The 21,474-nt window shown below is 49.7% G+C and carries 20 protein-coding genes; 9 read left to right on the top strand and 11 right to left on the bottom strand.

Annotation, left to right across the window (positions count from 1 at the left end; genetic code table 11):
- Position 1 precedes the first annotated feature (1 nt).
- From pcaF to HGT70_RS06135, 3 genes are read right to left on the bottom strand one after another with little or no spacing between them, the layout of a single operon-like run.
- Positions 2-1,210: a 3-oxoadipyl-CoA thiolase gene (pcaF, locus tag HGT70_RS06145; RefSeq protein ID WP_214195293.1), complete on the bottom strand. Its 1,209-nt coding sequence runs from the start codon at positions 1,208-1,210 to the stop codon at positions 2-4.
- Positions 1,203-1,868 (bottom strand): 3-oxoacid CoA-transferase subunit B, encoded by a 666-nt coding sequence (locus HGT70_RS06140; protein ID WP_214195292.1) that lies wholly within the window; start codon positions 1,866-1,868, stop codon positions 1,203-1,205. Before HGT70_RS06140 ends, pcaF begins: the two co-directional genes overlap by 8 nt.
- 9 nt (positions 1,869-1,877) lie before the next feature.
- Entirely contained in the window at positions 1,878-2,564 is a 687-nt protein-coding gene (locus HGT70_RS06135; protein WP_214195291.1) for a 3-oxoacid CoA-transferase subunit A, read from the bottom strand.
- A gap of 171 nt (positions 2,565-2,735) precedes the next feature.
- Here HGT70_RS06135 and HGT70_RS06130 point away from each other — a divergent pair, with 171 nt between their 5' ends.
- A complete protein-coding gene (locus HGT70_RS06130) occupies positions 2,736-3,563 on the top strand; it encodes an IclR family transcriptional regulator domain-containing protein (RefSeq protein ID WP_214195290.1) in 828 nt (275 codons plus the stop codon).
- 115 nt (positions 3,564-3,678) lie between these two features.
- Here HGT70_RS06130 and HGT70_RS16595 read toward each other — a convergent pair whose 3' ends face one another.
- Both HGT70_RS16595 and HGT70_RS06120 read right to left on the bottom strand, forming a co-directional pair.
- Complete coding sequence (locus HGT70_RS16595; protein ID WP_214195495.1) at positions 3,679-3,879, bottom strand: type II toxin-antitoxin system YoeB family toxin; 201 nt, start codon at positions 3,877-3,879, stop codon at positions 3,679-3,681.
- 51 nt (positions 3,880-3,930) lie between these two features.
- Positions 3,931-5,526, bottom strand: a complete 1,596-nt coding sequence (locus tag HGT70_RS06120; protein ID WP_214195289.1) for a GMC family oxidoreductase — start codon at positions 5,524-5,526, stop codon at positions 3,931-3,933.
- Positions 5,527-5,841: 315 nt separating this feature from the next.
- On the opposite strand from HGT70_RS06120, the gene HGT70_RS06115 reads away from it, so the two are divergent.
- Positions 5,842-6,723, top strand: coding sequence for a transporter (locus HGT70_RS06115; protein WP_214195288.1), 882 nt, complete (start codon positions 5,842-5,844; stop codon positions 6,721-6,723).
- A gap of 18 nt (positions 6,724-6,741) precedes the next feature.
- Complete coding sequence (gene mdlD / locus HGT70_RS06110; RefSeq protein WP_214195287.1) at positions 6,742-8,046, top strand: NAD(P)-dependent benzaldehyde dehydrogenase MdlD; 1,305 nt, start codon at positions 6,742-6,744, stop codon at positions 8,044-8,046.
- On the opposite strand, the gene HGT70_RS06105 is transcribed toward mdlD, so the two are convergent.
- The gene (locus HGT70_RS06105; RefSeq protein WP_214195286.1) at positions 8,043-8,957 is read right to left on the bottom strand and encodes a helix-turn-helix transcriptional regulator; all 915 of its coding nucleotides are present in this window, start codon (positions 8,955-8,957) and stop codon (positions 8,043-8,045) included. The two genes, mdlD and HGT70_RS06105, sit on opposite strands and share 4 nt — an antisense overlap.
- Positions 8,958-9,057: 100 nt before the next feature.
- On the opposite strand from HGT70_RS06105, the gene HGT70_RS06100 reads away from it, so the two are divergent.
- Entirely contained in the window at positions 9,058-9,972 is a 915-nt protein-coding gene (locus tag HGT70_RS06100) for a bestrophin family protein (RefSeq protein ID WP_214195285.1), read from the top strand.
- A gap of 179 nt (positions 9,973-10,151) precedes the next feature.
- Here HGT70_RS06100 and rutD read toward each other — a convergent pair whose 3' ends face one another.
- The 4 genes from rutD to rutA are packed head-to-tail and all read right to left on the bottom strand — an operon-like array spanning position 10,152 to position 13,189.
- A complete protein-coding gene (rutD, locus tag HGT70_RS06095; RefSeq protein ID WP_214195284.1) occupies positions 10,152-10,946 on the bottom strand; it encodes a pyrimidine utilization protein D in 795 nt (264 codons plus the stop codon).
- On the bottom strand, positions 10,943-11,338 hold the full coding sequence (gene rutC / locus HGT70_RS06090; protein ID WP_214195283.1) for a pyrimidine utilization protein C: 396 nt from the start codon (positions 11,336-11,338) through the stop codon (positions 10,943-10,945). The genes rutD and rutC overlap by 4 nt, the downstream gene beginning before the upstream one ends.
- A 10-nt stretch (positions 11,339-11,348) precedes the next feature.
- Entirely contained in the window at positions 11,349-12,101 is a 753-nt protein-coding gene (gene rutB, locus HGT70_RS06085) for a pyrimidine utilization protein B (protein WP_214195282.1), read from the bottom strand.
- On the bottom strand, positions 12,101-13,189 hold the full coding sequence (gene rutA / locus HGT70_RS06080; protein ID WP_214195281.1) for a pyrimidine utilization protein A: 1,089 nt from the start codon (positions 13,187-13,189) through the stop codon (positions 12,101-12,103). The genes rutB and rutA overlap by 1 nt, the downstream gene beginning before the upstream one ends.
- 251 nt (positions 13,190-13,440) lie before the next feature.
- Between rutA and rutR the strand changes: the two genes are divergently transcribed.
- From rutR to HGT70_RS06065, 3 genes are all read left to right on the top strand, one after another.
- Positions 13,441-14,073 carry an HTH-type transcriptional regulator RutR gene (gene rutR / locus HGT70_RS06075; RefSeq protein ID WP_214195280.1) on the top strand — a complete coding sequence of 211 codons (633 nt, stop codon included), beginning with the start codon at positions 13,441-13,443 and terminating at the stop codon, positions 14,071-14,073.
- A gap of 89 nt (positions 14,074-14,162) precedes the next feature.
- The gene (locus HGT70_RS06070; protein ID WP_214195279.1) at positions 14,163-15,191 is read left to right on the top strand and encodes an NADP-dependent oxidoreductase; all 1,029 of its coding nucleotides are present in this window, start codon (positions 14,163-14,165) and stop codon (positions 15,189-15,191) included.
- Positions 15,192-15,671: 480 nt separating this feature from the next.
- Entirely contained in the window at positions 15,672-16,841 is a 1,170-nt protein-coding gene (locus HGT70_RS06065; RefSeq protein WP_241576063.1) for an MFS transporter, read from the top strand.
- 29 nt (positions 16,842-16,870) lie between these two features.
- Here the strand turns inward: HGT70_RS06065 and HGT70_RS06060 are convergent, their stop codons facing one another.
- Entirely contained in the window at positions 16,871-19,144 is a 2,274-nt protein-coding gene (locus HGT70_RS06060; RefSeq protein ID WP_214195277.1) for an ATP-binding cassette domain-containing protein, read from the bottom strand.
- Between the two features lie 164 nt (positions 19,145-19,308).
- Between HGT70_RS06060 and HGT70_RS06055 the strand changes: the two genes are divergently transcribed.
- Complete coding sequence (locus tag HGT70_RS06055; protein WP_214195276.1) at positions 19,309-19,788, top strand: tetratricopeptide repeat protein; 480 nt, start codon at positions 19,309-19,311, stop codon at positions 19,786-19,788.
- Positions 19,789-19,896: 108 nt separating this feature from the next.
- A complete protein-coding gene (gene yjjJ, locus HGT70_RS06050) occupies positions 19,897-21,201 on the top strand; it encodes a type II toxin-antitoxin system HipA family toxin YjjJ (protein WP_214195275.1) in 1,305 nt (434 codons plus the stop codon).
- Positions 21,202-21,474 lie beyond the last annotated feature (273 nt).

The following is a 21,474-nucleotide window of genomic DNA, read 5'->3' as shown; positions in this document are numbered from 1 at the left end:
CTTATACGCGTTCAATAATCATGGCGATGCCTTGACCCACCCCAATACACATGGTGCATAGGGCATAGCGGCCTTTCTGGTGGTGTAATTGATGTACGGCATTAAGCACTAATCGTCCCCCTGACGCGCCGAGGGGATGGCCTAAAGCGATCGCACCACCATTCGGGTTCAACCACGGGGCATCTTCCGGTATGCCCAATGCGCGCGCGCAGCTGATCACTTGTGCGGCGAACGCTTCGTTCAACTCGACGACATCCATCTGCCCAAGCGTCAGCCCAGCGATACCGAGTACTTTTTTCACTGCACCGACAGGACCAAACCCCATCACGGTTGGCTCGATGCCACTGCACGCACTGGCGACAACGCGGGCAAAAGGCTGGAGCTGATGCGTGCCCAGCGCTTTTTCACTGGCCATCAGGATGGCGCATGCGCCGTCATTTAATCCTGAGGCATTCCCCGCCGTAATAGTGCCTTGTGAATGGACGACGGGTTTTAAGCTCTGAAGCTTTTCTAGAGTAGTAGGGCGAGGATGTTCATCCACACTGATATCGACCTGATGCTGATGGCGTGAAGCTGGCTGTTTGACCGCAATAGTATGGGTAGCGTAAAAACCCCGTGCTTGGGCCTGCGCGGTACGCTGTTGGCTGCGTAGCGCGTAAGCATCTTGATCTTCGCGGCTGATGCTATCGCGGGCAGCTAGGTTTTCGGCAGTTTGTGGCATGGTTTCTGTACCATAAAGCGCCGTCAAACGAGGATTGATAAAACGCCAGCCCATGGTGGTATCTTCCAACTGCATGGTTCGGCTGAAAGCTTGTTCGGCTTTTCCCATTACAAAGGGTGCGCGCGACATACTCTCGACACCGCCGGCAATAATCAGGTCGGCCTCCCCAGATTTGATGGCCCGTGCCGCGGTGGCGACCGCATCAAGGCTGGAACCGCATAATCTGTTTAGGGTGACGCCGGGGATAGCGGCCGGATAGCCCGCCAGCAACGTCGCCATCCGCGCAACATTGCGGTTATCCTCGCCTGCCTGATTGGCACAACCTAGGATAACGTCGTCGATCTGGTCTAGGGCTAATTGCGGGTAGAACTCACGCAACGCGATGAGGGGTAACGCGGCGAGCTCATCGGCACGGATGGCCGCTAAACCGCCATTGAGCCGGCCAAAGGGGGTGCGTAAGCCATGACAAAGATAGGCACTTTTAGACATGGGCATTCTCCTGGCTCGTTACAGCAAAGGTTAGCGGAACAGGCGTCAATGCTTGAAGTTCCTGCGCGCTGATATCGGCCAGAATTTCTGTGACGACCAGCCCTTGCTCGGTAACATCCATAATGGCCAGGTCGCTATAAATACGATCAATGCATCGCAAACCGGTGAGAGGAAAACTACAGGTGTCGACGATTTTGCTCTGTCCATCGCGGGTGAGGTGATTGGTCATCACATAGACCTTTTTTGCGCCAGTGGCCAGATCCATCGCGCCGCCCACCGCAGGAATAGCGTCCGGGTTACCGGTACTCCAATTGGCTAAGTCACCCTCAGCGGAGACTTGATAAGCCCCCAGCACGCAGATATCTAAGTGGCCTCCGCGCATCATGGCAAAGGAGTCACCGTGATGGAAAAAGGCGCCACCGGGCAGCAGAGTCACGGGTTCTTTGCCAGCGTTAATCAAGTCAGGGTCGATGTGGTCATCGCTGGGATAGGGACCCATTCCCAGTAAGCCATTTTCGCTATGTAGGAAGATGTCTTTATCGCTAGGGAGAAAATTGGCAATCAGCGTCGGCAGTCCAATACCTAAATTGACGTAGGCGCCTTCCGGTATATCCCGAGCAATACGCTCGGCGAGTTGATGATGAGAAAGGGAGGACATAGTTGGCTCCTAAGCGGAAAGGCGCGTTTGCGCATTGGGCGTATAGACGACGCGATTGACAAAGATCCCCGGCGTGACGATATGCTCAGGATCGATCTCTCCTAACTCTCTTATCTCCGTACTCTGCGTAATCGTGCAGCTAGCCGCCGCCGCCATGATCGGCCCAAAATTACGTCCTGCTTTATTAAAGGTCAGGTTTCCCCAACGGTCGGCCTGCTGAGACTTAATTAAGGCGTAATCCGCGCGTAGCGGATATTCGAGCACATAGTGTTTACCCTCAATTTCTCGAGTCTCTTTTCCGGCGGTCAGATCCGTACCAAAACCGGTTGGCGTGAAGAATGCACCAATCCCGGCCCCGGCGGCTTGGATCCGCGCGACAAGATTGCCTTGCGGAACCAACTCCAGCGCAACGCGCTTTTCGCGATAGAGTTTGTCGAAGACCCAAGAGTCACTCTGTCTAGGAAAGCTACAGATCATCTTATCGACACAACCGGCTTTCAACAGCGCGGCGAGGCCGAAGTCACCATTACCTGCATTATTACTAATTAGCGTGAGGTGTTTCGGCGCATGCTCAATCAGCGCATCAATCAGTTCGACGGGCTGTCCCGCTGGACCAAAACCGCCGATCATGATCACCGAACCGTCGGCGATATCAGCGATTGCCTCAGCACAAGAAACATAGAGTTTATTAATCATGGCTTAACCTTGTTCGAATTCGTTAATGCACTCTACGCTCTCCCTCAATTCGTCAACAAGTGCGAATAACAAACATTTGTGCGATTATCGAAGCAAGTGTAAGCTCTGTGTTATATTTGTGAGCTATGTTAAAAAACGCTCATCATTGGCTAGCTTATTGAGGGGGGAAAGATGGAGCAGAGCAGCATCAACCCGGCACAGGTTGCCATTGCGGAATTGATGGCCTTGACGGAGAACCACTATAAGGGCGATCCCAATTTTATGACCTCGCTCGCTCGCGGGCTGATGGTATTGCAGGCCTTTAGCCCGGCACATCAGGCGTTATCTACCTCTCAGATCAGCCAAGCCACCGGCTTACACCGCGCAGCGGTGCGGCGCTGCCTCTATACACTTAACGCGCTCGGGTTTGTCGATAGTCACGATAATCGTTACTTCCATTTACTCCCGAAGGTATTGACCCTCGGACAGGCTTATTTGCAGGGGTCCGATCTCGCCCGTCACGCCCAGAACGCGTTAAATTATCTGGCTAAGGAAATTAACCAATCGTGTTCGGTTGCGACGTACGACGCCGGAATGATCCTCTATGTTGCCCGCTCCTCGGTGAAGAAGATTATGCGCATCGACCTAGGTCGCGGTAGTCGGTTACCTGCCTATGCCACATCCATGGGACAGGTACTATTAAGCGAGTTGCCTGAGGCGCAACGAGAGGAGTATCTCGCAACAACACCGCTGTTACCTTATACCGAATTCACCCTGACCGAGGTTGATGTGTTACGCATGCGTTTGCAGCAGATTAAAGCGCAGGGCTATGCCATTAACGATCAGCAATTGGAACTAGGGCTGACCTCGTTGGCCGTGCCGATGTACTCAGCAAGAGGGAAGGTGGTCGCGGCAATGAATGTGGGGATGAATTCTAGTCAAATCGAGATTAATGACCTGAAGCAGCGGATATTGCCACGTCTGCAACGCGCAGCGATGGATTTGTCTTTGGTTTTGTGAGGATGTGAGTTCTTGCTGCGCTCGTCGATGTTAAAGAGATCGAACGAGATTATTTTTCAGCGTGAAGGTAGCGGGCAATATAAACGACTACTTGCCGATTTTGGATCGAGTAAGCTCAACGATGAGTTTGATCGATGCGGCGAGAGTAGAAAGCAGGGTCTTTATAGTGACGTAATCGTTCAGGCTTGCCGATATCCGATAAAGGATCGGCTTCTATAGCATGAAGTAACTTACGGTTTCGCACTGAAGACCTATCATTGGTGAGCGCATGCCAATGGGTTAGGAACTTAAGACAAGTGTACTCGGCTGTGGCGATGAGATTATATCATGAATGCCCTACACGATGGCTCGTATAGGGCACCGTATTCTACGCGTAAAAGCGTTTAGCGAAACGCTTGGCGGCGACAAGTGCAAGGGCCTGAGTGGGGGCGTTAGTATTCCCACTAGTAATATTTGGCATGATCGAGGCGTCGATCACATGTAGGTTCTCTACCCCATACACTTGTAAATTAGCATCGACTACGGCCATCTTATCGGTGCCCATCCGGCAAGTCCCGACGGGGTGCCACATGGTCGTCGCGACTTGCTTCACAAATTCACCAATTTCCGCATCGCTCTGTACCTGTTTACCCGGCATCACCTCTTCCTCTAAGACCTGGGCTAAAGACTCTTGCTTCATAACGTCACGCATCGATTTTACGGCTTGAATACCGATATCAAGGTCATACTCATCGCCGATAAAATTCGGGTCGATTAACGGCATGTCAAGCGGATCGCGACTGGCAAGTTTAACGGAACCTCGGCTCTTCGGCTGCAGCACGACCAGGGCAAAGGTAAGACCTGAGCGAGTACCTGTCGGCGTTAAACCGTTAGTGGAGATAATCGGTTCGTGATAACACTGGACGGTCGGCTCGGCAGTAAGATCTTTTGGATTCCAGTAGGAGACGGTTTCAATCCCATTGCCTGATGCCGGTCCATCTTTAGTAAGGTAATAACGCATACCCGCCTTGATTGTGCCGAACCCCAGCGCTGCACTCTGATAGCCTAAAACACCTTTAACATAGGCACTAACCGGAATGATTGGGTGGTCGTGGAGGTTCTCACCCACGCCTGGCAGATCAACGTTAACGTCAATACCAAATTTTTGTAACTCTGCCGCTGGGCCGATACCTGAATGCATAAGGATCACCGGGGATTGTACGGCGCCCGCTGAGAGGATTACCTGACTTGCCGTGAGTTGCTGCACGCTGCCTTTGATGTCGACTTCGACGCCAGTTGCGGTCTTACCCTTAAACAGGATTTTACGCACGGTATGTTCGGTGAGCAACGTTACGCGCCCTGATTCGACATGGCGTTGTAAGTGAGCCACATAAGCACTGCATCGTTTTTGACCACCGACATTACTTTGTACCGGCGAAACGCCCACTTGGCTATCGCCGTTATAGTCCGCGTTGTAGGGTAGGCCATATTCTTGAAAGCTTTTTAAGCAATACTGGTTCAGCTCATTGATGCCGTGTGGCAGTTGTACCGCGAGATTTCCTTTCACACCATGGTGTTTATTGTGGAAAGTATCGTTCTTCTCTTGCTCAATAAAGGTATCCCATAGGTTTTCAAACGACCAATCGGCGTCATTACCGCTTGCGGCATACCAACTATCGAAATCGCGTTTTTGACCGCGCACGTAACACATTGCATTAATCGAGGTGCCACCGCCAACCACTTTTCCCATCCGAAAACGGCGCACGCTACCATGTTGTGGGATCGTATCGTAGGGCCAAACATGGTGATCTTTCGCCAAAATCTGCCCATATCCTGCAGGGATATGGATCATGGGATCTTTATCCTTGGCACCTGCTTCGAGTACGGCGATACGTGCTTGTGTATGTTCTGCTAGGTAACCGGCAATTACACAGCCCGCTGCACCACTACCGATAATGATCACATCATAATTATCTTGACTCATAACTTTTCCTTACAGGGTTACCCTCAGTTCAGTTAAAGAGTGATAAGCCCAACATTAGTGAATATCGTATTTACTGTTATTCATTTTTAATAATTATGTAAAAAACATCAATACAACTGAGTAATAAAATGCATTAAAAGGTAAAACAAGTAATTGTTTAAGTTATTGGTTTTTATAGATAAAATATTTCATGCATCACATAATAAAATCAAATGCACAGTGGAATAAAAAATATTGTTTCATAATTGTTAGATTATTCACTTAGCGTCATCGATACGTTGTTCACGACCTCGGACCCTACAGGATAATATAATAATGAAAATAACTCGTACCCACGCAAGTCTGTTTATGGCCGCGTCCTTATTCAGTTCCTACACCCATGCGGTAGACATCAATACCGGCGATTACGATGCACTACCGGCGGGGACTAACCTTGCCATGGTCTATTTGCAGTACAACGAGGCGAATGATTTTTACCAACAAGGTAAGCGTCAGGATGGCTATCTGCGCACGGAAATGTCGATTACTCGCCTTATTCATTACACCGAAATTGGGGGCATGCTCGTTGATCCACAGATTCTTATTCCCTATGGCAGCGTGAGAGGGGCATCGGTAAATGGTCAATCATTGGGTAATGCGACTGGATTTGGGGATCCGATCGTTGGCGCAACTTTCTGGGTTGTGAACCAACCGCAAGCGGGCTACGTCGGGCGTTATGTTGGGATAACCCCTTTATTAACCTTGCCTTTAGGTAACTACGATCGTCATAAAGCGATAAACATTGGCGAGAATCGTTACAAACTCGATCTACAACTCGGTTGGGTAGAGCCACTCTATAAACAATTTAGCCTAGAACTTCTGCAAGATAGTGTGTTTTATGGGCATAACACCGACGCAGGAGCCGGGAATCAAACGCTTAAACAGCATCCTACCTACGAGGTCCAAACTAATTTACGCTACGATTTCAATCGTACGCAGAAGATGGCATTAGGCTACGCCATTTATACCGGGGGTCGCCAACATCTTGATGGGGACTATAATCAAACCAAGACGGCAAGCCAACAAGCCCGCCTTGAATATCAACAACTCTTCGCGGGCCACTTTCAAGTAAGTACCCAGTTGATTCATGACTTTGACGTGAAAAGTGGCTACAAAAAAGATACCGGCCTCAATCTAAGACTGCTGTATCTATTCTAATTACCTAGAGAGGACAAGATGACCATTCAAACTACTATTGATAACGCCTTTGCCGCACAAAAGTCGGCTTTTTTATCCGGGAAAACGACTGATATCACCTATCGACTCGAGAACTTGAAGCGGTTCAAACAGGTGATTCTCGATCATAAAGAGGAGATCTATCAAGCATTGGATAGCGACCTCGGTAAGACGCCAGAAATTGTCGATATGGCGGAGATTGGTGCGGTAACCGAAGAGATCGATGCCATGCTCGATAACCTTGCGCAGTGGGCGCAGGACGAGGTTTTTCCTCTGACGGGAGCCTTCGCTGGATCGCAAGGGCGCATCCGCGCGGAACCCTATGGCCTAACCTATATTATCGGCCCCTTTAACTATCCGTTTAACCTTACCTTGACGCCACTCATCGGGGCGATTGCTGCTGGAAATACGGCGATCCTGAAGCCTTCTGAATCAACGCCTGCGACCTCTGCCATTATTAAAAAGGTTGTAGAAAAAACCTTCGACGCGGATATCGTGACGGTGATCGAGGGTGGACGTACAGAGAACGAAATCTTATTAGCTAAGCCGTTCGATTTCTTCTTCTTCACCGGTAGCCCTAAGGTCGGTAAGATCATCATGAAGGCAGCCGCCGATCATCTCGCGCCAGTCGTCTTAGAGCTTGGCGGAAAATGTCCGGTTGTCGTCTTCGAAGATGCCGATATTGATACCTTAGTTGAACGCCTCACCTTTACCAAGTTCTTGAATAGCGGACAAACCTGTGTCGCGCCAGACTATCTATTAGTTCCAGAGTCGCTGAAAGAGAAGGTTGTTGAGAAGTTACTCGCGAAGCTTAGCACCGACTATGCAGATAAGAGTATCGGCAAGGTCGTGAGTGCGCGGCAGATCGAGACGTTAGCTGGTTACTTAACCGATACCCAAGGTAAGATCGTGGCGGGAGGGGAGTACGATGAAGCCTCACGCCAGTTTGCGGCGACAGTCGTCACAGATGTTACTTGGGATGATGCGCTGATGAAAGACGAGATCTTTGGTCCCATACTGCCGATTATTAGTTATACGGATTTATCCACGGTGCGGGAAAACATCATTACTTATCACGAAAAACCGCTCGCAATCTATGCGTTCAGCCGTGATACAGACGCCGCGCTCGATTTTATCTCAACTATTCAATCTGGGGATGCGCAGATCAACGATATGCTCACCCATGCGATGTGTCCACAGCTACCGTTTGGTGGGATTGGGCCATCGGGGATGGGTAAATACCACGGTAAAACCAGCTTCGATATCTATTCACACAAAAGGTCTATACGTACTGTTAAGGCTTAGTTTATCGCGGTATGCGGGGATTGTGCCCGCATCTCTTTCGGCGTCATTCCATAATGACGCCGAAAGGCTTGGGAGAAATGTGATTGGCTGCTAAAACCGCACTGCCAAGCGATTTCTGCCAACTGTAAGCGATTAGCTAAGGGTTTTTGCAGCAAACGCCGTGACTCTTCCAGACGTAATTGCCAGACTAATTTCATTAACGATAACCCTTCCTCTGCCAGCAAACGATTCATGTAATTAATACTGAGACGCGTGTGGTCCGCGATATTCTGCGTAGAGAGTGTGCTGTCTTGCAGATGCTCACTAATAAAATCTTTTATCGCAAGAATATTACGGAGCTTCGAGGCTTTCTTAGTACGGGTGATGGTTTCACTGTTTAATAACACATCACTTAGCGCAGAGATAATCATTTGGCTACCGATCGAGGCAATCATTGGGCTGACGGTTTCCGCTCGCGCAACGTGATGGTCGATGAGGCTAGTTAGGTAGTTAAAATCGTCCGGCTCTAACTGCGTGGCGTAGCCACCATACTGCCGCGTCATCGGGATCACCCGTTCGGCGAGTCGGCGATCACAGCCAATCACATACAGTGACGTCGGCGTGGTAAAGACCTCCTCAAACTGACTGTGCCAAGGCATTAGCGATAGCGAGCCATTTGGCAGGGAGATCTCACCGTAACGGTTAGCAATATGGATTTGACCTTGCGTTACCAACTTAAAGATGACTTGGTCGGGGAGGGGTGTTTGACGATCCGATGTTAACGCATCACTAAAGCCGTCGAAGCGCGAGAAGGTCCCCTGCGGCGTACGAATTGCACAGATATCGTCCTGTGCAGGTGCCGTCGTTGCGGGCTGGAGAAACTGTAACCCATAGCTTTGCGCGAGAAACGTCGCGAGATCTTTCGATTTCATACCCGCCCTCCATCAGTTAAGCTAGGCTAATAATAATAAAGGATAAGCGCGGTGGCTGCCAGCGTCTATCCTCAGTGATCCGTCTTGTAGGGGCCATACTATGATTGTTCGTTCTCACCAGCATTGGTTTTACCGTCTTTTTACTTGGCACGGGTCGGTTTTACCGCAAATCCTTTTACGTTTACTCCTCAACCTGGCCATGTCGCTCTGTGCACTAGCCCTGTACCCTTGGTTAAAGATGCTGAACAGCCATCTCACCTTACCGCCTTTTAGCCTGCTGGGAATTGCTGTAGCAATATTCCTTGGTTTTCGGAATAACGCCAGTTACAGCCGTTATATAGAAGCGAGAAAAATTTGGGGCTCGGTGATGATTACGAGCAGAAGCTTAGTCCGTCAAACACTTTGTGCCGTTAATGGTGCGGATAACGCAAAAATGGCGGCAAAATACTTAATCGCCTTCGCATGGTGCCTCAACCACAGCTTACGCGCGACCTCGGCCAAGGCTGATTTACAGCGCCTGCTCAGCGACGATATCGCCGACCCTTTGCTGGCACGTCATGCCATGGCGAATGAATTATTAGTCAAGATTGGGCAATTCTACGCCAAACTTCTTCGTGCCGGTGAGTTATCGGAAATCAATTATCGTAATATCGATGATAACCTAAACGAGCTTTCCCGCTGCCTAGGGGGCTGCGAGCGTATCGCTAACACCCCTGTGCCTTTCGCCTATTCACTGATCCTGCAGCGTACCCTCTATCTGTTCTGCACGCTGTTGCCCTTAGCGCTAGTGGTCGATCTGCAGTGGTTTACCCCGTTAGTCTCGGTATTTATCTCTTATACATTTCTATCATGGGAGGCTGTTGCGCAAGAGATGGAACACCCCTTCGGAGAAGGCGCGAATAACCTAGCATTGAATGCTATCTGTACGGGGATAGAGCGTAACTTATTAGAGATGACAGAGCAGACACCTTTACCACCGCTCAATCACGTCGATCGTTATTACAATCTTACTTGACTCATTCGTGACGCTGTCACTGATTAAAGTGTAACGCGATTCACGGGCCGCCCTAAGAACGGCTGTGGTTGTTTAGCGTTTCGTTGTAGAGAGAGGGGGCTTAGAGTAAATATAAAATGACCTTAACTGAGTTGATTAGACTAAATTCTCGAAAAATAATTAGGCTGTTTGGGACTTTATTAACTCGATTTTACCTTCTTTAACCATTTGGCAAGTTGTAGATTAAAGGCGTCGGGGTCACTGGTACACATCGCGTGAGCGCCATATTCAAAGAGGTAAAGCTCGCTATTGGGTAGGCCCTCGGCAAGCGTTTGTGAGCAGGTCCAAGGAACCAGTAGATCGTCTCGTGCACAGAGTATAAAGCAGGGTACATGAAGGGTTGCTAACTGGTCGGCGAAGGAGGTGTTCATTAGCGCGGCTAAGCGTAGACGTAAATTATCTGCTCCTTGAAAGTGTGCGAGCTGGTGTGCCTCCTCAGCATCAAGAAGAGCTGTGTGCTGCGACAGCCAATCTGCTGGATAGAGGAACAGCGGCTGTGCATGGATATATGCCTGTTCACTGACTGAGAGTAAATCGAGACGCACCTCAAAACAGCGACGCGTTTGGCTGTCCAACGTAGCCCAGCTGTTGATAATGACGAGACTTGCCAATCGTTGCGGTGCGAGAGTCGCGAGTCTCATCCCGATGATCCCCCCCAAAGCATGCCCGACAAAGTGGCAGCTATCGATGGCCAGGTGGTCAAGTAATTCGATGACGTCATTAGCCATCTCCGTCATCGAATAGTCTGCCGACAATGATGCCTTACTTAACCCTGTCCCTCGCTGGTCATAGACGATAACCCGATAGTCGGCTTCGAGTATTGCGAGTTGCGGCGCCCAGAAACTGCCGACGCCGCCAAGACCTGACGAGAGTAATACGGTCGGTGCTGAGTCGTGTATCACGCCGCTAATTCGGTGGGCAACGGGTGAGGTCATGCGTCCCCCTTTGCGATATGCGCAATACTCGCGATTTCAATTAATGCCTCAGGTTTTACTAATCCACATTGAATACAGTAACGTGCCGGTTTCTCCCCTGGGAAAAACTCGGCATAGACTTGATTGATCGCAGCGTAATACGCCCAGTCAGTAAGAAATAACGAGTTGAACGTCACATCGGCCATCGTCCCACCCGCGGCCTCGATCACCTGTTGGATAATCGTCAATACATGGCGAGTTTGCGCCGCCGCATCGCCGAGGTGGACGACATTGTTATGCTCATCAAAAGGTAAGGTTCCCGATACATAGACGATACCATCCGCCATCGTTCCTGCACTGAAAGGAGCGATGGGTGGCGTGGAATGTGGAAGAGTAATAATCTGTTTGGGCATAGCCTGTCTCCTAAGCACTTTTTTCTAGCGGGGGATGCTGCTCTGCCACGGCATGACAGAAATGGTCTACATCCGATACCCACCCAAAAAATGTCTCGATATTATACAGAGCCGCTTGCTGCGTGTAGGTGGGACCCGCTTGGTGAGTAGCGTCCTCAAGCACTACGCTGAAATACTCTAAGAAGAAACTGTCTCGCAGTGTCGACTCAACACAGACATTGGTCGCGATACCGGTAAAGACCAGATGATGGATCCCAGCGCTGCGTAACAGGCTATCCAGTTGCGTATTAAAAAAACCACTGTAGCGCGGTTTAGCCAGGACAATGTCGCCGGGTTGTGGGGTGAGGGCATCGACGAGGGCATAGTCCCAACCGCCTTTTGCTAACAGCTTCCCTTGGTATTCCGGCTGCTTGCGCATCGTTTTTAAGGCGTTGGATTTATGGAAGTTGGGGGAGCCTGGTCCACCCGCTTCGACGTAGTGATGGTCCCAGCCATTTTGGAAGAAAATAATTTGCATTCCGGCTTGGCGGGCGCTAGTGATGGCTCGATTAATATTATCGATTACCGCGCCAGTCGGTGACACATCGAACCCGGCGAGATCTAAGTAGCCGCCTTGCGTCGCATAGGCATTTTGCATATCGATAACGATTAAGGCGGTCTGTTTACAGGGTAATGCAATCGGCTCCGGCCTTGCCGTTAATACGGCTTCATTTTCTTGTACGACCTGATTACGACGGACGATTGGACGAGTTGTGAATGTCATTAGGCTACCTCTCTCGACGGAAATAGATGTTGGCGTGTCTGCATTAAGGGTTGGATAAACTGGCCAAATTGCTCGATACCTAGGACAAAGTCGTCGAACGTCAACAACACTCCTCCTGCACCCGGCAGTGTCGCAATCTCATCTAACATGGCGGCAACCTGCGTATAGGAACCGACGAGCGTTCCCATATTGATATTCACGGCTGAAGTCGGATCGGCCATCTGCCGGACGTTAGTCGTGCTATCGGCGCGTTTATCTTGTTGAGTTTGCTGTGTCAGCCACTGTAGCGCCTCTTGATCAGCCCCCGCTTTATAGTGCTCCCATTTTGCGCGGGCGGCGCTCTCACTCTCGTCGGCAATAATCATAAATAAAACAAATGAGGGGACATCGCGACCCACATTAGCTGCCGCTTGGTTCATGCGATCGACGGTGCTGCTAAAGGCACAGGGTGTATTAACGCCCTTACCGAAGCAAAAATTGTAATCGGCGTGCTGAGCGGAGAACGCCAAGCCCGCGTCACTCTGTCCCGCGCAGATCACCTCCATCTTTGCAGAGGGTTGTGGACTGACTCGACAGTCATCCATCTGAAAATATTTCCCTTGGTGATGACTGTGTCCGGTGCCCCACAGATCGCGTAAGACTGAGACATATTCAGTAAGATAGGCATAGCGCTCGGCGAAATACTCATCTCCTGGCCACAATCCCATCTGCGCATACTCTGGTTTTTGCCATCCGGTCACGAGGTTAACGCCGAATCGGCCCTGAGAAATAGAATCAATCGTCGCAGCCATCCTCGCAACAATCGCGGGCGGCATCACTAATGTTGCGGCCGTAGCATACAGCTTGATCCGCTCGGTCACCGCCGCTAAGCCAGCCATAAGGGTGAAGGATTCGAGGTTATGATCCCAAAACTCAGTTTTTCCTCCGAAGCCGCGGAGCTTGATCATCGATAACGCAAAATCAAAATGATAAAACTCTGCACGTTGTACGATCGTTTTATTCAGTTCAAATGTCGGTTTATATTGTGGGGCATTTTCCGAGATCAACCAGCCGTTGTTACCAATAGGAATAAAGACACCGATTTTCATAGTCGTTCCTCGCTTGATTTTTCTTACAATGCATCGCGAGAACACCATTGCAAAGTCGATGCCAATATTTAAACTGTCTAATAAACAATAAGTTATAAAAAAATAGCGATAAACTGGAGTGATTGGTCTGGTTTTGACCTATTGGTAGATAATTATTGCCCAATTTCTGCGCAATCAAGTACTTTTACTGTGCACTAGTGGTTTAAGCCATTGTTTGCCATAATGTTTGCTAAGTGACGGAGGAGAAGAGTGTGCGAGACAGTAAAAACCCTGATACCCGACGGGCGCGGGCTGCGCTGAAGAAACGCCGTGCCATTATGGACGCAGCACTGACGCTGTTTTCTCAATTCGGCTTACATGGCACTTCTTTGGATCGCGTTGCCGAAAGTGCCGACATTTCAAAGACGAATCTCCTGTACTATTTTCCCTCGAAGGAACTGCTGTATATCGCCGTTCTTGAGGATTTATTAGATATTTGGTTGGCTCCTCTGAAGGCGTTTAATGCCGACCAGCATGCAAGACAAGCCATCGAGCACTATATCTACTTAAAGCTTACCGTCTCACGCGACCACCCTCATGCATCCAAACTGTTCTGCTTAGAGATGCTACAAGGCGCGCCACTTCTTAATCAGACCCTCACGACCTCGCTCAAGCAACTCGTTGAAGAGAAATCAGCGATTATCCGAGGCTGGATCGCGGCCGGGCAACTGGCCCCGGTCGAGCCGATGCATTTAGTCTTTACCCTGTGGGCAACTACTCAGCACTATGCTGACTTTGGCGTACAGATCGCCGCTGTCAGCGGCAGTACCTTAGAAGACCCGAGGTTTTTCCAGCAAACCTTAGAAAACTTGAAGAAAATCATACTTGATGGCGTTTGTCGCTGATGCGCATCAAAGGTTAAGCTCAGGGTTAGCGTATCGCATCAATCTTCGCTAGGCTTGAGTGCACGATGATTAATTCCTAAGGGATCCCAATGACCACTTCACAGCAGCATTATCAAGGTTGGCAGTTAGCTAAGCGCCCACAAGGCGAACCGAGTGCAGAATGTTTTTCCTGGGTAACTGGGGAGCTCCCCACACCACAGCACGGCCAATTACTATTACGCACCCGCTATCTGTCACTTGACCCGTATATGCGAGGACGTATGGATGAGGGGGAGTCCTACGCACCACCCGTACAAATTGGTGACGTTATGGTGGGGGGGACAGTATCCCAGGTCGAAGTGTCTCATGCGCAAGGTTTTGCACCCGGAGACTGGGTGCTCTCGCAAGGCGGATGGCAAAATGCTTCCGTTGCCGATGCCAAAGACGTGGTAAAACTCTCCTCTTCTTTACCCCATCCCTCTTATGCATTGGGGATTTTAGGGATGCCCGGGTTCACCGCCTACATGGGGTTGACCGATATCGGTAAACCCAAGTCTGGTGAGACCTTAGTCGTCGGTGCGGCAACGGGGCCGGTGGGGGCGACCGTTGGACAGTTAGCGAAACTCAAAGGATGTCGGGTCATCGGCGTAGCAGGAGGAGAAGATAAGTGTGCGTATGCTGTCGAACACCTTGGCTTTGATGCCTGTCTCGACCATCGTGCCGCTGACTTTACCGAGCAGCTAGCACAAGCATGTCCCAACGGGGTCGATATCTATTTCGAAAACGTCGGCGGTAAAGTGTTCGAGGCGGTATTTCCCTTACTCAATGCACGTGCACGAGTCCCGGTCTGTGGCGCAGTGGCTTATTACAATCAAGACTCGCTACCTTCAGGCCCCGATAAGACGCCTTTTATCGTGACGCAATTGATTAAAAAACGCATTCTCATGCAGGGATTCATTATTTTTGCTGACTATGCAGAGCATTATACTGAGTTCCTCGACACCATGACCCCATGGGTTGAACAGGGTACGATCCACTATCGTGAGCAGGTCATTGACGGACTGGAACACGCTCCCCAGGCGTTAAACCAACTGTTGCGCGGTGATAATTTCGGTAAGATGGTCATTAAGGTTAGTTAATCAGCTCCCTCTCACCGACTCTCGGTGAGAGGGAGGTTATAATTCTGCGCCTCAGTTCGGCACTAATTTTTCGCTAGGCGACTTAAAACTTTAAAGTAGGAGTCTAGCCATGCGTCAAGACATACCCAATGTTGTCGTCAATGATCATCTTTCCTTGCCGTTAAAGCTATCATCTGGATGAGATCCGAGAGGCAGGATTAACGCTGCCTGAAATTAATCAGATAGAGCTACTCCCTTGGTCGCAAAATTGCCGAGATCGCATGGCGGCATGGCGTTAGTGAGGCGAAGTGACTACTGAGATGGGCAACTCAACAAGGTGGTAATCCCCCCAAGCATAACCGGTTGTCGAAGACTATTTTGAGAACATCGTATGATGATAACTTAGCGAGATAATAAACCCACCGCATTATCCGTGAGGCATATCTGCGAATTTCCACTATCTTATGGGGAACTATAAGAACGACATCTATGGATCCCGTTATGCATTCTTCTTCGTCACGGCCTAATTGGCCCGCCGTATTTGCTATTGCTTTCTGTGTCGCCTGCCTGATCACCGCTGAGTTCTTACCGGTAAGCTTGCTGACTCCGATGGCTGCCGACTTACATATTAGCGAGGGAACCGCCGGGCAAACGGTGACCGTTACCGCGCTCGTCGCAATGTTTGCGAGCATTATCATTACCGCGTCGATAAAAAATATTGATCGCCGTTACGTTGTGATTGCCTTCGCCTTGTTATTAACGCTTTCCAGTTTAACGGTGGCGTTCTCCACTAATTTTATCCTGCTATTAGGGGGAAGGATTATATTGGGTATTGCGCTAGGCGGGTTTTGGGCACTGGCAGCGTCAGTAACGATGAAATTAGTCCCGCCCCATGCCATCGCCAAAGCTCTTTCTGTAGTCTTTGGCGGGGTTTCCATCGCGATGGTTATCGCGGCACCCATCGGAAGTTTTCTCGGAAACTTGATCGGTTGGCGTAACGTCTTTATTGGCGCCGCATTACTGGGTGTTGCCTGCACGATCTGGTTGATTGCCGTATTGCCTTCGATGCGCAGTGACACCACACATCGGCAGAGAATGCTCAGTATCTTCAAACAACCGGGCGTAACGGTCGCCATGTTGGCGATTATGCTGACCTTTTGTGGACAGTTCTCGTTCTTTACCTATATTCGCCCCTTACTGTCGACCGTCTCCGCTATGGATATTAATCAGCTAACACTGATCTTCCTCGGTTTTGGTGTCGCCAACTTTATCGGGACCTCTCTTTCGGCCCTCGCACTGAAGAGGGGGCTTTTCACGACGCTGATTATTGCTCCTTCTACGTTATTTATTTGCGCGGTTCTCTTTATCTTCCTCGGCCAAATCCCGTGGGTCGCCTCAGTAATTATTATTATCTGGGGACTGACCTTCGGCTTTATCCCCGTTGCGTGGTCCACGTGGATCACGCGCAACCTTGCCCACCAAGCCGAAAGTGCTGGTGCGGTACAAGTTGCGGTTATTCAGCTCGCCAATACGCTTGGGGCGGCGTTAGGTGGGGTGTTATTAGATAAACAAGGTATTCTTGCGCCGATTACGCTATGTGCTGGCGCCATGCTGGTTACCGCATTACTCGTTACCTTAGCGCTTCCTAAACATACCTCGTTAAGCCAGTAAGACTTCGCCCCCTCTCAAGGGGGCGAATCTTAATGAGACTCGTGAAGATAGCGGCGTAATGCTTTCCCAGTTAAGGAACGCGTGCAATCGACGATAGCATCCGCTTGTCCGCGATAGACGATTTCTCCGCCTTCATCCCCGGCACCCGGCCCGAGATCAATCAACCAATCGGCACTGAGCATGACGTCTAGATTATGTTCCACCATAATCACCGTCGTACCGCTATCGACTAGCTGCTGGATTAACGCAAGGAAATGACTAACATCCTGACCATGCAATCCTGTCGTGGGTTCGTCGAGGATTAAAATTGCCTCCTGTTGAGCCATCACCGTCGATAATTTGACGCGTTGTCTTTCACCGCCTGAAAGCGTGGACGTTGCACGGCCAATGGTCAAATAGCCTGTCCCGACTTGTTCCATACGTAGTAGGGGTTGAGTAATAGAAGTATCGTCTGCAAAGAAGGTCAATGCTTGACTGACCGTTAATGCCATAACTTGGTCGATTGAGCTGCCTCGATAGAGATAGCTTAAGGCCGTAGGGTTATAGCCTGAACCGTTACAAGCTTCGCATTCACTCTCTGCATTCCCGAGAAAGGCTAATTCAGACGTACGGATCCCTTTCCCTTTACATACCTCACAGCCTCCTTTGGAGGCGGCACTGAACCATGCGCGTGCCACACCGTTTGCCTTAGCAAAATGTGTTCGTATTCTATCCATAATATCGAGGTAGGTTGCGACCGTAGAGCGAATACTGCCATGCAATGGACTCTGGTCGAGGTAACGGATATCGGGATAGCGATGAATGAGGGCTTTGACTAACGTACTTTTCCCCGACCCCGCGACACCGGTTAATACCGTCAGGATCCCTTGATATATCTCGACGTTAATATTTTTTAGATTATTGACGTTAAGATCCTTGATAGCCAAGGCGATCTGCTGAGGCTGACGGGCAGTACGAAAGTGGCGGGGGGCGGTCATTGACGCGGCGGTGGGCGTACACGAACGGAGAAACTGTGGATAGGGACCGCTGAATAACACGTTTCCTCCCTCGCTTCCTGAACCAGGCCCCATATCCACGATATGATCCGCCAACGTAATTAAGTCCGGATCATGCTCAACGATGAGCACCGTATTGCCTTTATCACAAAGCTTACGCAAGATTTTGCCAAAGTGTTGCACCTCAAGAGGATGCAGGCCGGTAGAGGGTTCATCGAAGATATAGGTAAAACGCGTTAACGAGCTGCCGAGATGTCTCACCATTTTGATACGCTGCGCTTCGCCGCCAGACAACGTAGGCGTAGTGCGTGAGAGCTGCATATACCCCAGACCCAAGTCGATCATCGTACGTAATAATAACAGTAAGTTTTCGACAGCCGGCAGGATGTCTGGCGATTGCCACTCACTGACAATATCCGCGAGCCGCCTTACGGGGAGGTCGGATAACTGTGCGATATTCTGCCCATCGATTTTACACGCTAACGCCGCCTGGTTCAGACGGGCACCCGCGCAAAGCGGACAGGTCATCTTATGAATAATACGCTGTAACTCGTCGTGAAAGCGCTTTTGCATTCCTTGCGAAATATTATCAATAAACATATGACGAAAGCGGTGAACAATCCCTTCATACTTTGCGGTGGCGTACCATCCCGCAGGGGGATTTTTTAACGGCGCAGGTTCGGCATGAAGTAATAGCTCAAGTTCCTGCTGCGTATAATCTTGTAGCTTCTTATCGGCATCGAAAAGCCCTGTACGCTTATACCACTTCCAGTACCAACTACCCGGTTGATAGGCTTTGAAGTTAAACGCACCTTCGTTGATGGATTTACTCATATCGATCAACTCACTTTCATCGATATCATAGACCTCACCACTTCCTTGGCAGGCAGGACACATTCCGCTGGCATCGTTAAAGGAGAAGGCAGGGGAATAACCCGCCCACGGCTTACCCACCCGCGAAAAAATAAGTCGTAACAGCGGTGAGGCATCGGTGGCCGTTCCTACAGTCGAGCGGCTATTCGTGCCGATCGGCTTTTGGTCGACAATAATTGCGGTAGAAAGCCCTGAAATATGCCGTACATGCGGTGTACCGGACTGTGGTAAGCGATTACGCAGATAGGAAGGAAACGTGAAGTTTAATTGTCGTTGCGATTCAGCGGCGAGTACACCAAAGACTAGCGATGATTTTCCCGATCCCGAGACACCCGTAAAGACGGTTATCTCATCCACCGGTAATGATACTGAAATATTCTTAAGGTTATTTTGCGAAGCCTCAATGACCTCAATGGTTAGTTTTGATTTAGTCATCTGCCCCATCCTTAACGGTAAAATAGCTAATAATGACTCCAACTATAGCCTAGGAAACGCAGGGTGAGGGCGAGAGCATCTTCAGACTGCGCTTTTATACTTTGTTAGCATCATGAGCTGTGTTAAACCAGAGGGAGAAGAGCGTTAATCGTTAGGAGCCCACTATGTATAATAATCATTTAATTCATTATGCAATACATCTGCGCCAACGTGGCAATGTTGAACAAAGCCATAGATATCTTTTCGGCCTGCTAACCTCACCTGTAACAGCCGGGCAATCGTACCTGCATATTGCGTGGTCTTACGATAAAGAAGGTAATGAGGATCGGGCGCTCGCCTACTACCGACTGGCGTTAGCACAGAGATTAGACGATGAAGACCGTTTCGAGGCAGAATTTGGTCTTGCCTGCACGACTCGTTGCTTAGGCCGCCTAGTTGAGGCGGAAGCACTATTCCATAGACTAATGGAACTTTACCCTCCACGCCGCGAAATCATCCCTTTCTATGCACTCTGTTTGATCGCCTTAAATAGACCGTATCATGCAATTCAGCTTTTATTAGGCCTAATTATCGAAAATCCGCCTACCGATGCAATCACTCACTATCAGAGCAGCCTAAGAACGTATTACTGCGAGATTTACTAATCATGTTTATTCCTCAACGCTCATAATATCGATGATATTCACCACGTACTTTGCTACTATTGTTATTCATTAACCTATTCATAAAGCTATTCATCGTGGAGAATTACTATGCAAAATCGTGTCGAGTCTTTACGCCGTATTCTGCAAGTATTGCCGATGACTGCTAAGCAACTCATTGATAAAATTGGTATTAGTCAGCCTACTTTATCTAGGACTCTGAAAGGCCTTGAGGAAGAAATCATAAGGATTGGGGCCGGGCCTTCTATTCACTATGCGCTAAAACATCCTGCACGCGGCTTCAATGCTGTTCCGATTTATCGAATTTCTTCAGCAGGTAAAATCAAATTGTTAGGGGAGTTAATACCGGTTTACCCGCAAGGGTTTGTGATGCACCAGACCGATGGCGTTACTATCCATAGCGACGGACTTCCTTGGTGGTTATTTGATATGCGTCCTCAAGGATACTTAGGCCGTGCTTTTGCCTCAACCTATTCGACCGAATTAGGGTTATCCCCCAATCCTGAGCATTGGCAAGACGATGAGGTGATTCGTGCTCTGCTCGTCTATGGTTACGATAGCGTCGGAAATATTCTGATTGGTGAGAAGGCAAAAAACCAATTTCTGTCGATGCCTACGCCGATATCGATCGAGCGATCGCAGCACTATCCGCAGCTCGCGCAGTCAATTAGCCGCGGAGAGTTACCAGGCTCGTCGGCGGGGGGAGAACAGCCTAAGTTTTGTACCTTCAGCGAACAGGGGCATGTCCTGGTTAAGTTTACCGCGGCGGAGAATAATCCCGTGAGTGAGCGTTGGCGTGATCTACTGCATGCTGAGCAACTCGCGCTACGCGTTCTGGGCGTTGAGACAGAAATGATTGAGCTAGGATCCCAACGCTACTTGGAAATCCCGCGATTCGATCGTGTTGGGGAGCTAGGCCGTATCGGGATCTTTTCACTGCGCGCGCTTGATGCGGAATTTATCGGTAAAGCGAGAGAGCCTTGGCCGACGTTAGTGAAAGCCCTCGCCAAGTTAGGCTATGTCGAGGCAGAGGCAGTAGACAAGGCGGCCACACTTTGGGCGTTTGGTGCATTGATTGGGAATACCGATATGCATCATGGAAACTTATCTTTTATTAGCGACCATGGGCGGCCTTACAGACTCGCTCCTGCCTACGATATGTTACCGATGGGCTTCGCGCCAAAATCGGGGGGCGAACGCGTTGATATTTTACGCCCAGTCAACCTCATTGCGGCTATTGATGAGTCGACCTGGCATAAAGCGCTAGCCTTAGCGGAGGAATTTTTGGCGCTCGCTCAAGAGAGCGATCATTTTTCCGCAAACTTCGTCCCGTGTCTACGCGCCTTAACGGCCCACATAATGGACGCTCGGCTACGAATATCAAGATTAGGCTAGGGGTTGTAATTTAGCTTGGACGCTGTTTGATTTACAAGCGCCAGCTATTACTACTTGCGTTCGTAATAGCTGGGATAACGTGGCAGCTACCGTCACAGACAAAGAGGTCAGCATAAGGAGGGAAATACTTAAGCGACCCTCTTAGATGCCTTCGTATCGATCACTCGTCAACTCCCCATAATCAGTAGCGCTAATAGTCGTTATTAGTAATGCTGATTGTTCTTTTTTCTCGCGTTTTGACATCCTTTTGTCATCCGATATCACTCCTAAGAG

The sequence above is a fragment of the Rosenbergiella collisarenosi genome (assembly GCF_018494085.1).
In the GTDB taxonomy this organism is placed as follows: Bacteria; Pseudomonadota; Gammaproteobacteria; order Enterobacterales; family Enterobacteriaceae; genus Rosenbergiella; species Rosenbergiella collisarenosi.
Note: the sequence above shows the minus strand (reverse complement) of the source record. Positions and strands in the feature narration are given on the sequence as shown.

What these genes read in the sequence shown, in the direction of transcription:
- HGT70_RS06135 (WP_214195291.1), bottom strand. Translation starts at nt 2,564, where the DNA reads ATGATTAATAAACTCTATGTTTCTTGTGCTGAGGCAATCGCTGATATC.
- HGT70_RS06130 (WP_214195290.1), top strand. Translation starts at nt 2,736, where the DNA reads ATGGAGCAGAGCAGCATCAACCCGGCACAGGTTGCCATTGCGGAATTG.
- yjjJ (WP_214195275.1), top strand. Translation starts at nt 19,897, where the DNA reads ATGCAAAATCGTGTCGAGTCTTTACGCCGTATTCTGCAAGTATTGCCG.
- HGT70_RS06065 (WP_241576063.1), top strand. Translation starts at nt 15,672, where the DNA reads ATGCATTCTTCTTCGTCACGGCCTAATTGGCCCGCCGTATTTGCTATT.
- HGT70_RS06140 (WP_214195292.1), bottom strand. Translation starts at nt 1,868, where the DNA reads ATGTCCTCCCTTTCTCATCATCAACTCGCCGAGCGTATTGCTCGGGAT.
- HGT70_RS06115 (WP_214195288.1), top strand. Translation starts at nt 5,842, where the DNA reads ATGAAAATAACTCGTACCCACGCAAGTCTGTTTATGGCCGCGTCCTTA.
- HGT70_RS06070 (WP_214195279.1), top strand. Translation starts at nt 14,163, where the DNA reads ATGACCACTTCACAGCAGCATTATCAAGGTTGGCAGTTAGCTAAGCGC.
- rutC (WP_214195283.1), bottom strand. Translation starts at nt 11,338, where the DNA reads ATGCCCAAACAGATTATTACTCTTCCACATTCCACGCCACCCATCGCT.
- HGT70_RS06055 (WP_214195276.1), top strand. Translation starts at nt 19,309, where the DNA reads ATGTATAATAATCATTTAATTCATTATGCAATACATCTGCGCCAACGT.
- rutD (WP_214195284.1), bottom strand. Translation starts at nt 10,946, where the DNA reads ATGACCTCACCCGTTGCCCACCGAATTAGCGGCGTGATACACGACTCA.
- HGT70_RS06100 (WP_214195285.1), top strand. Translation starts at nt 9,058, where the DNA reads ATGATTGTTCGTTCTCACCAGCATTGGTTTTACCGTCTTTTTACTTGG.
- rutB (WP_214195282.1), bottom strand. Translation starts at nt 12,101, where the DNA reads ATGACATTCACAACTCGTCCAATCGTCCGTCGTAATCAGGTCGTACAA.
- HGT70_RS06060 (WP_214195277.1), bottom strand. Translation starts at nt 19,144, where the DNA reads ATGACTAAATCAAAACTAACCATTGAGGTCATTGAGGCTTCGCAAAAT.
- rutA (WP_214195281.1), bottom strand. Translation starts at nt 13,189, where the DNA reads ATGAAAATCGGTGTCTTTATTCCTATTGGTAACAACGGCTGGTTGATC.
- HGT70_RS06120 (WP_214195289.1), bottom strand. Translation starts at nt 5,526, where the DNA reads ATGAGTCAAGATAATTATGATGTGATCATTATCGGTAGTGGTGCAGCG.
- pcaF (WP_214195293.1), bottom strand. Translation starts at nt 1,210, where the DNA reads ATGTCTAAAAGTGCCTATCTTTGTCATGGCTTACGCACCCCCTTTGGC.
- HGT70_RS06105 (WP_214195286.1), bottom strand. Translation starts at nt 8,957, where the DNA reads ATGAAATCGAAAGATCTCGCGACGTTTCTCGCGCAAAGCTATGGGTTA.
- mdlD (WP_214195287.1), top strand. Translation starts at nt 6,742, where the DNA reads ATGACCATTCAAACTACTATTGATAACGCCTTTGCCGCACAAAAGTCG.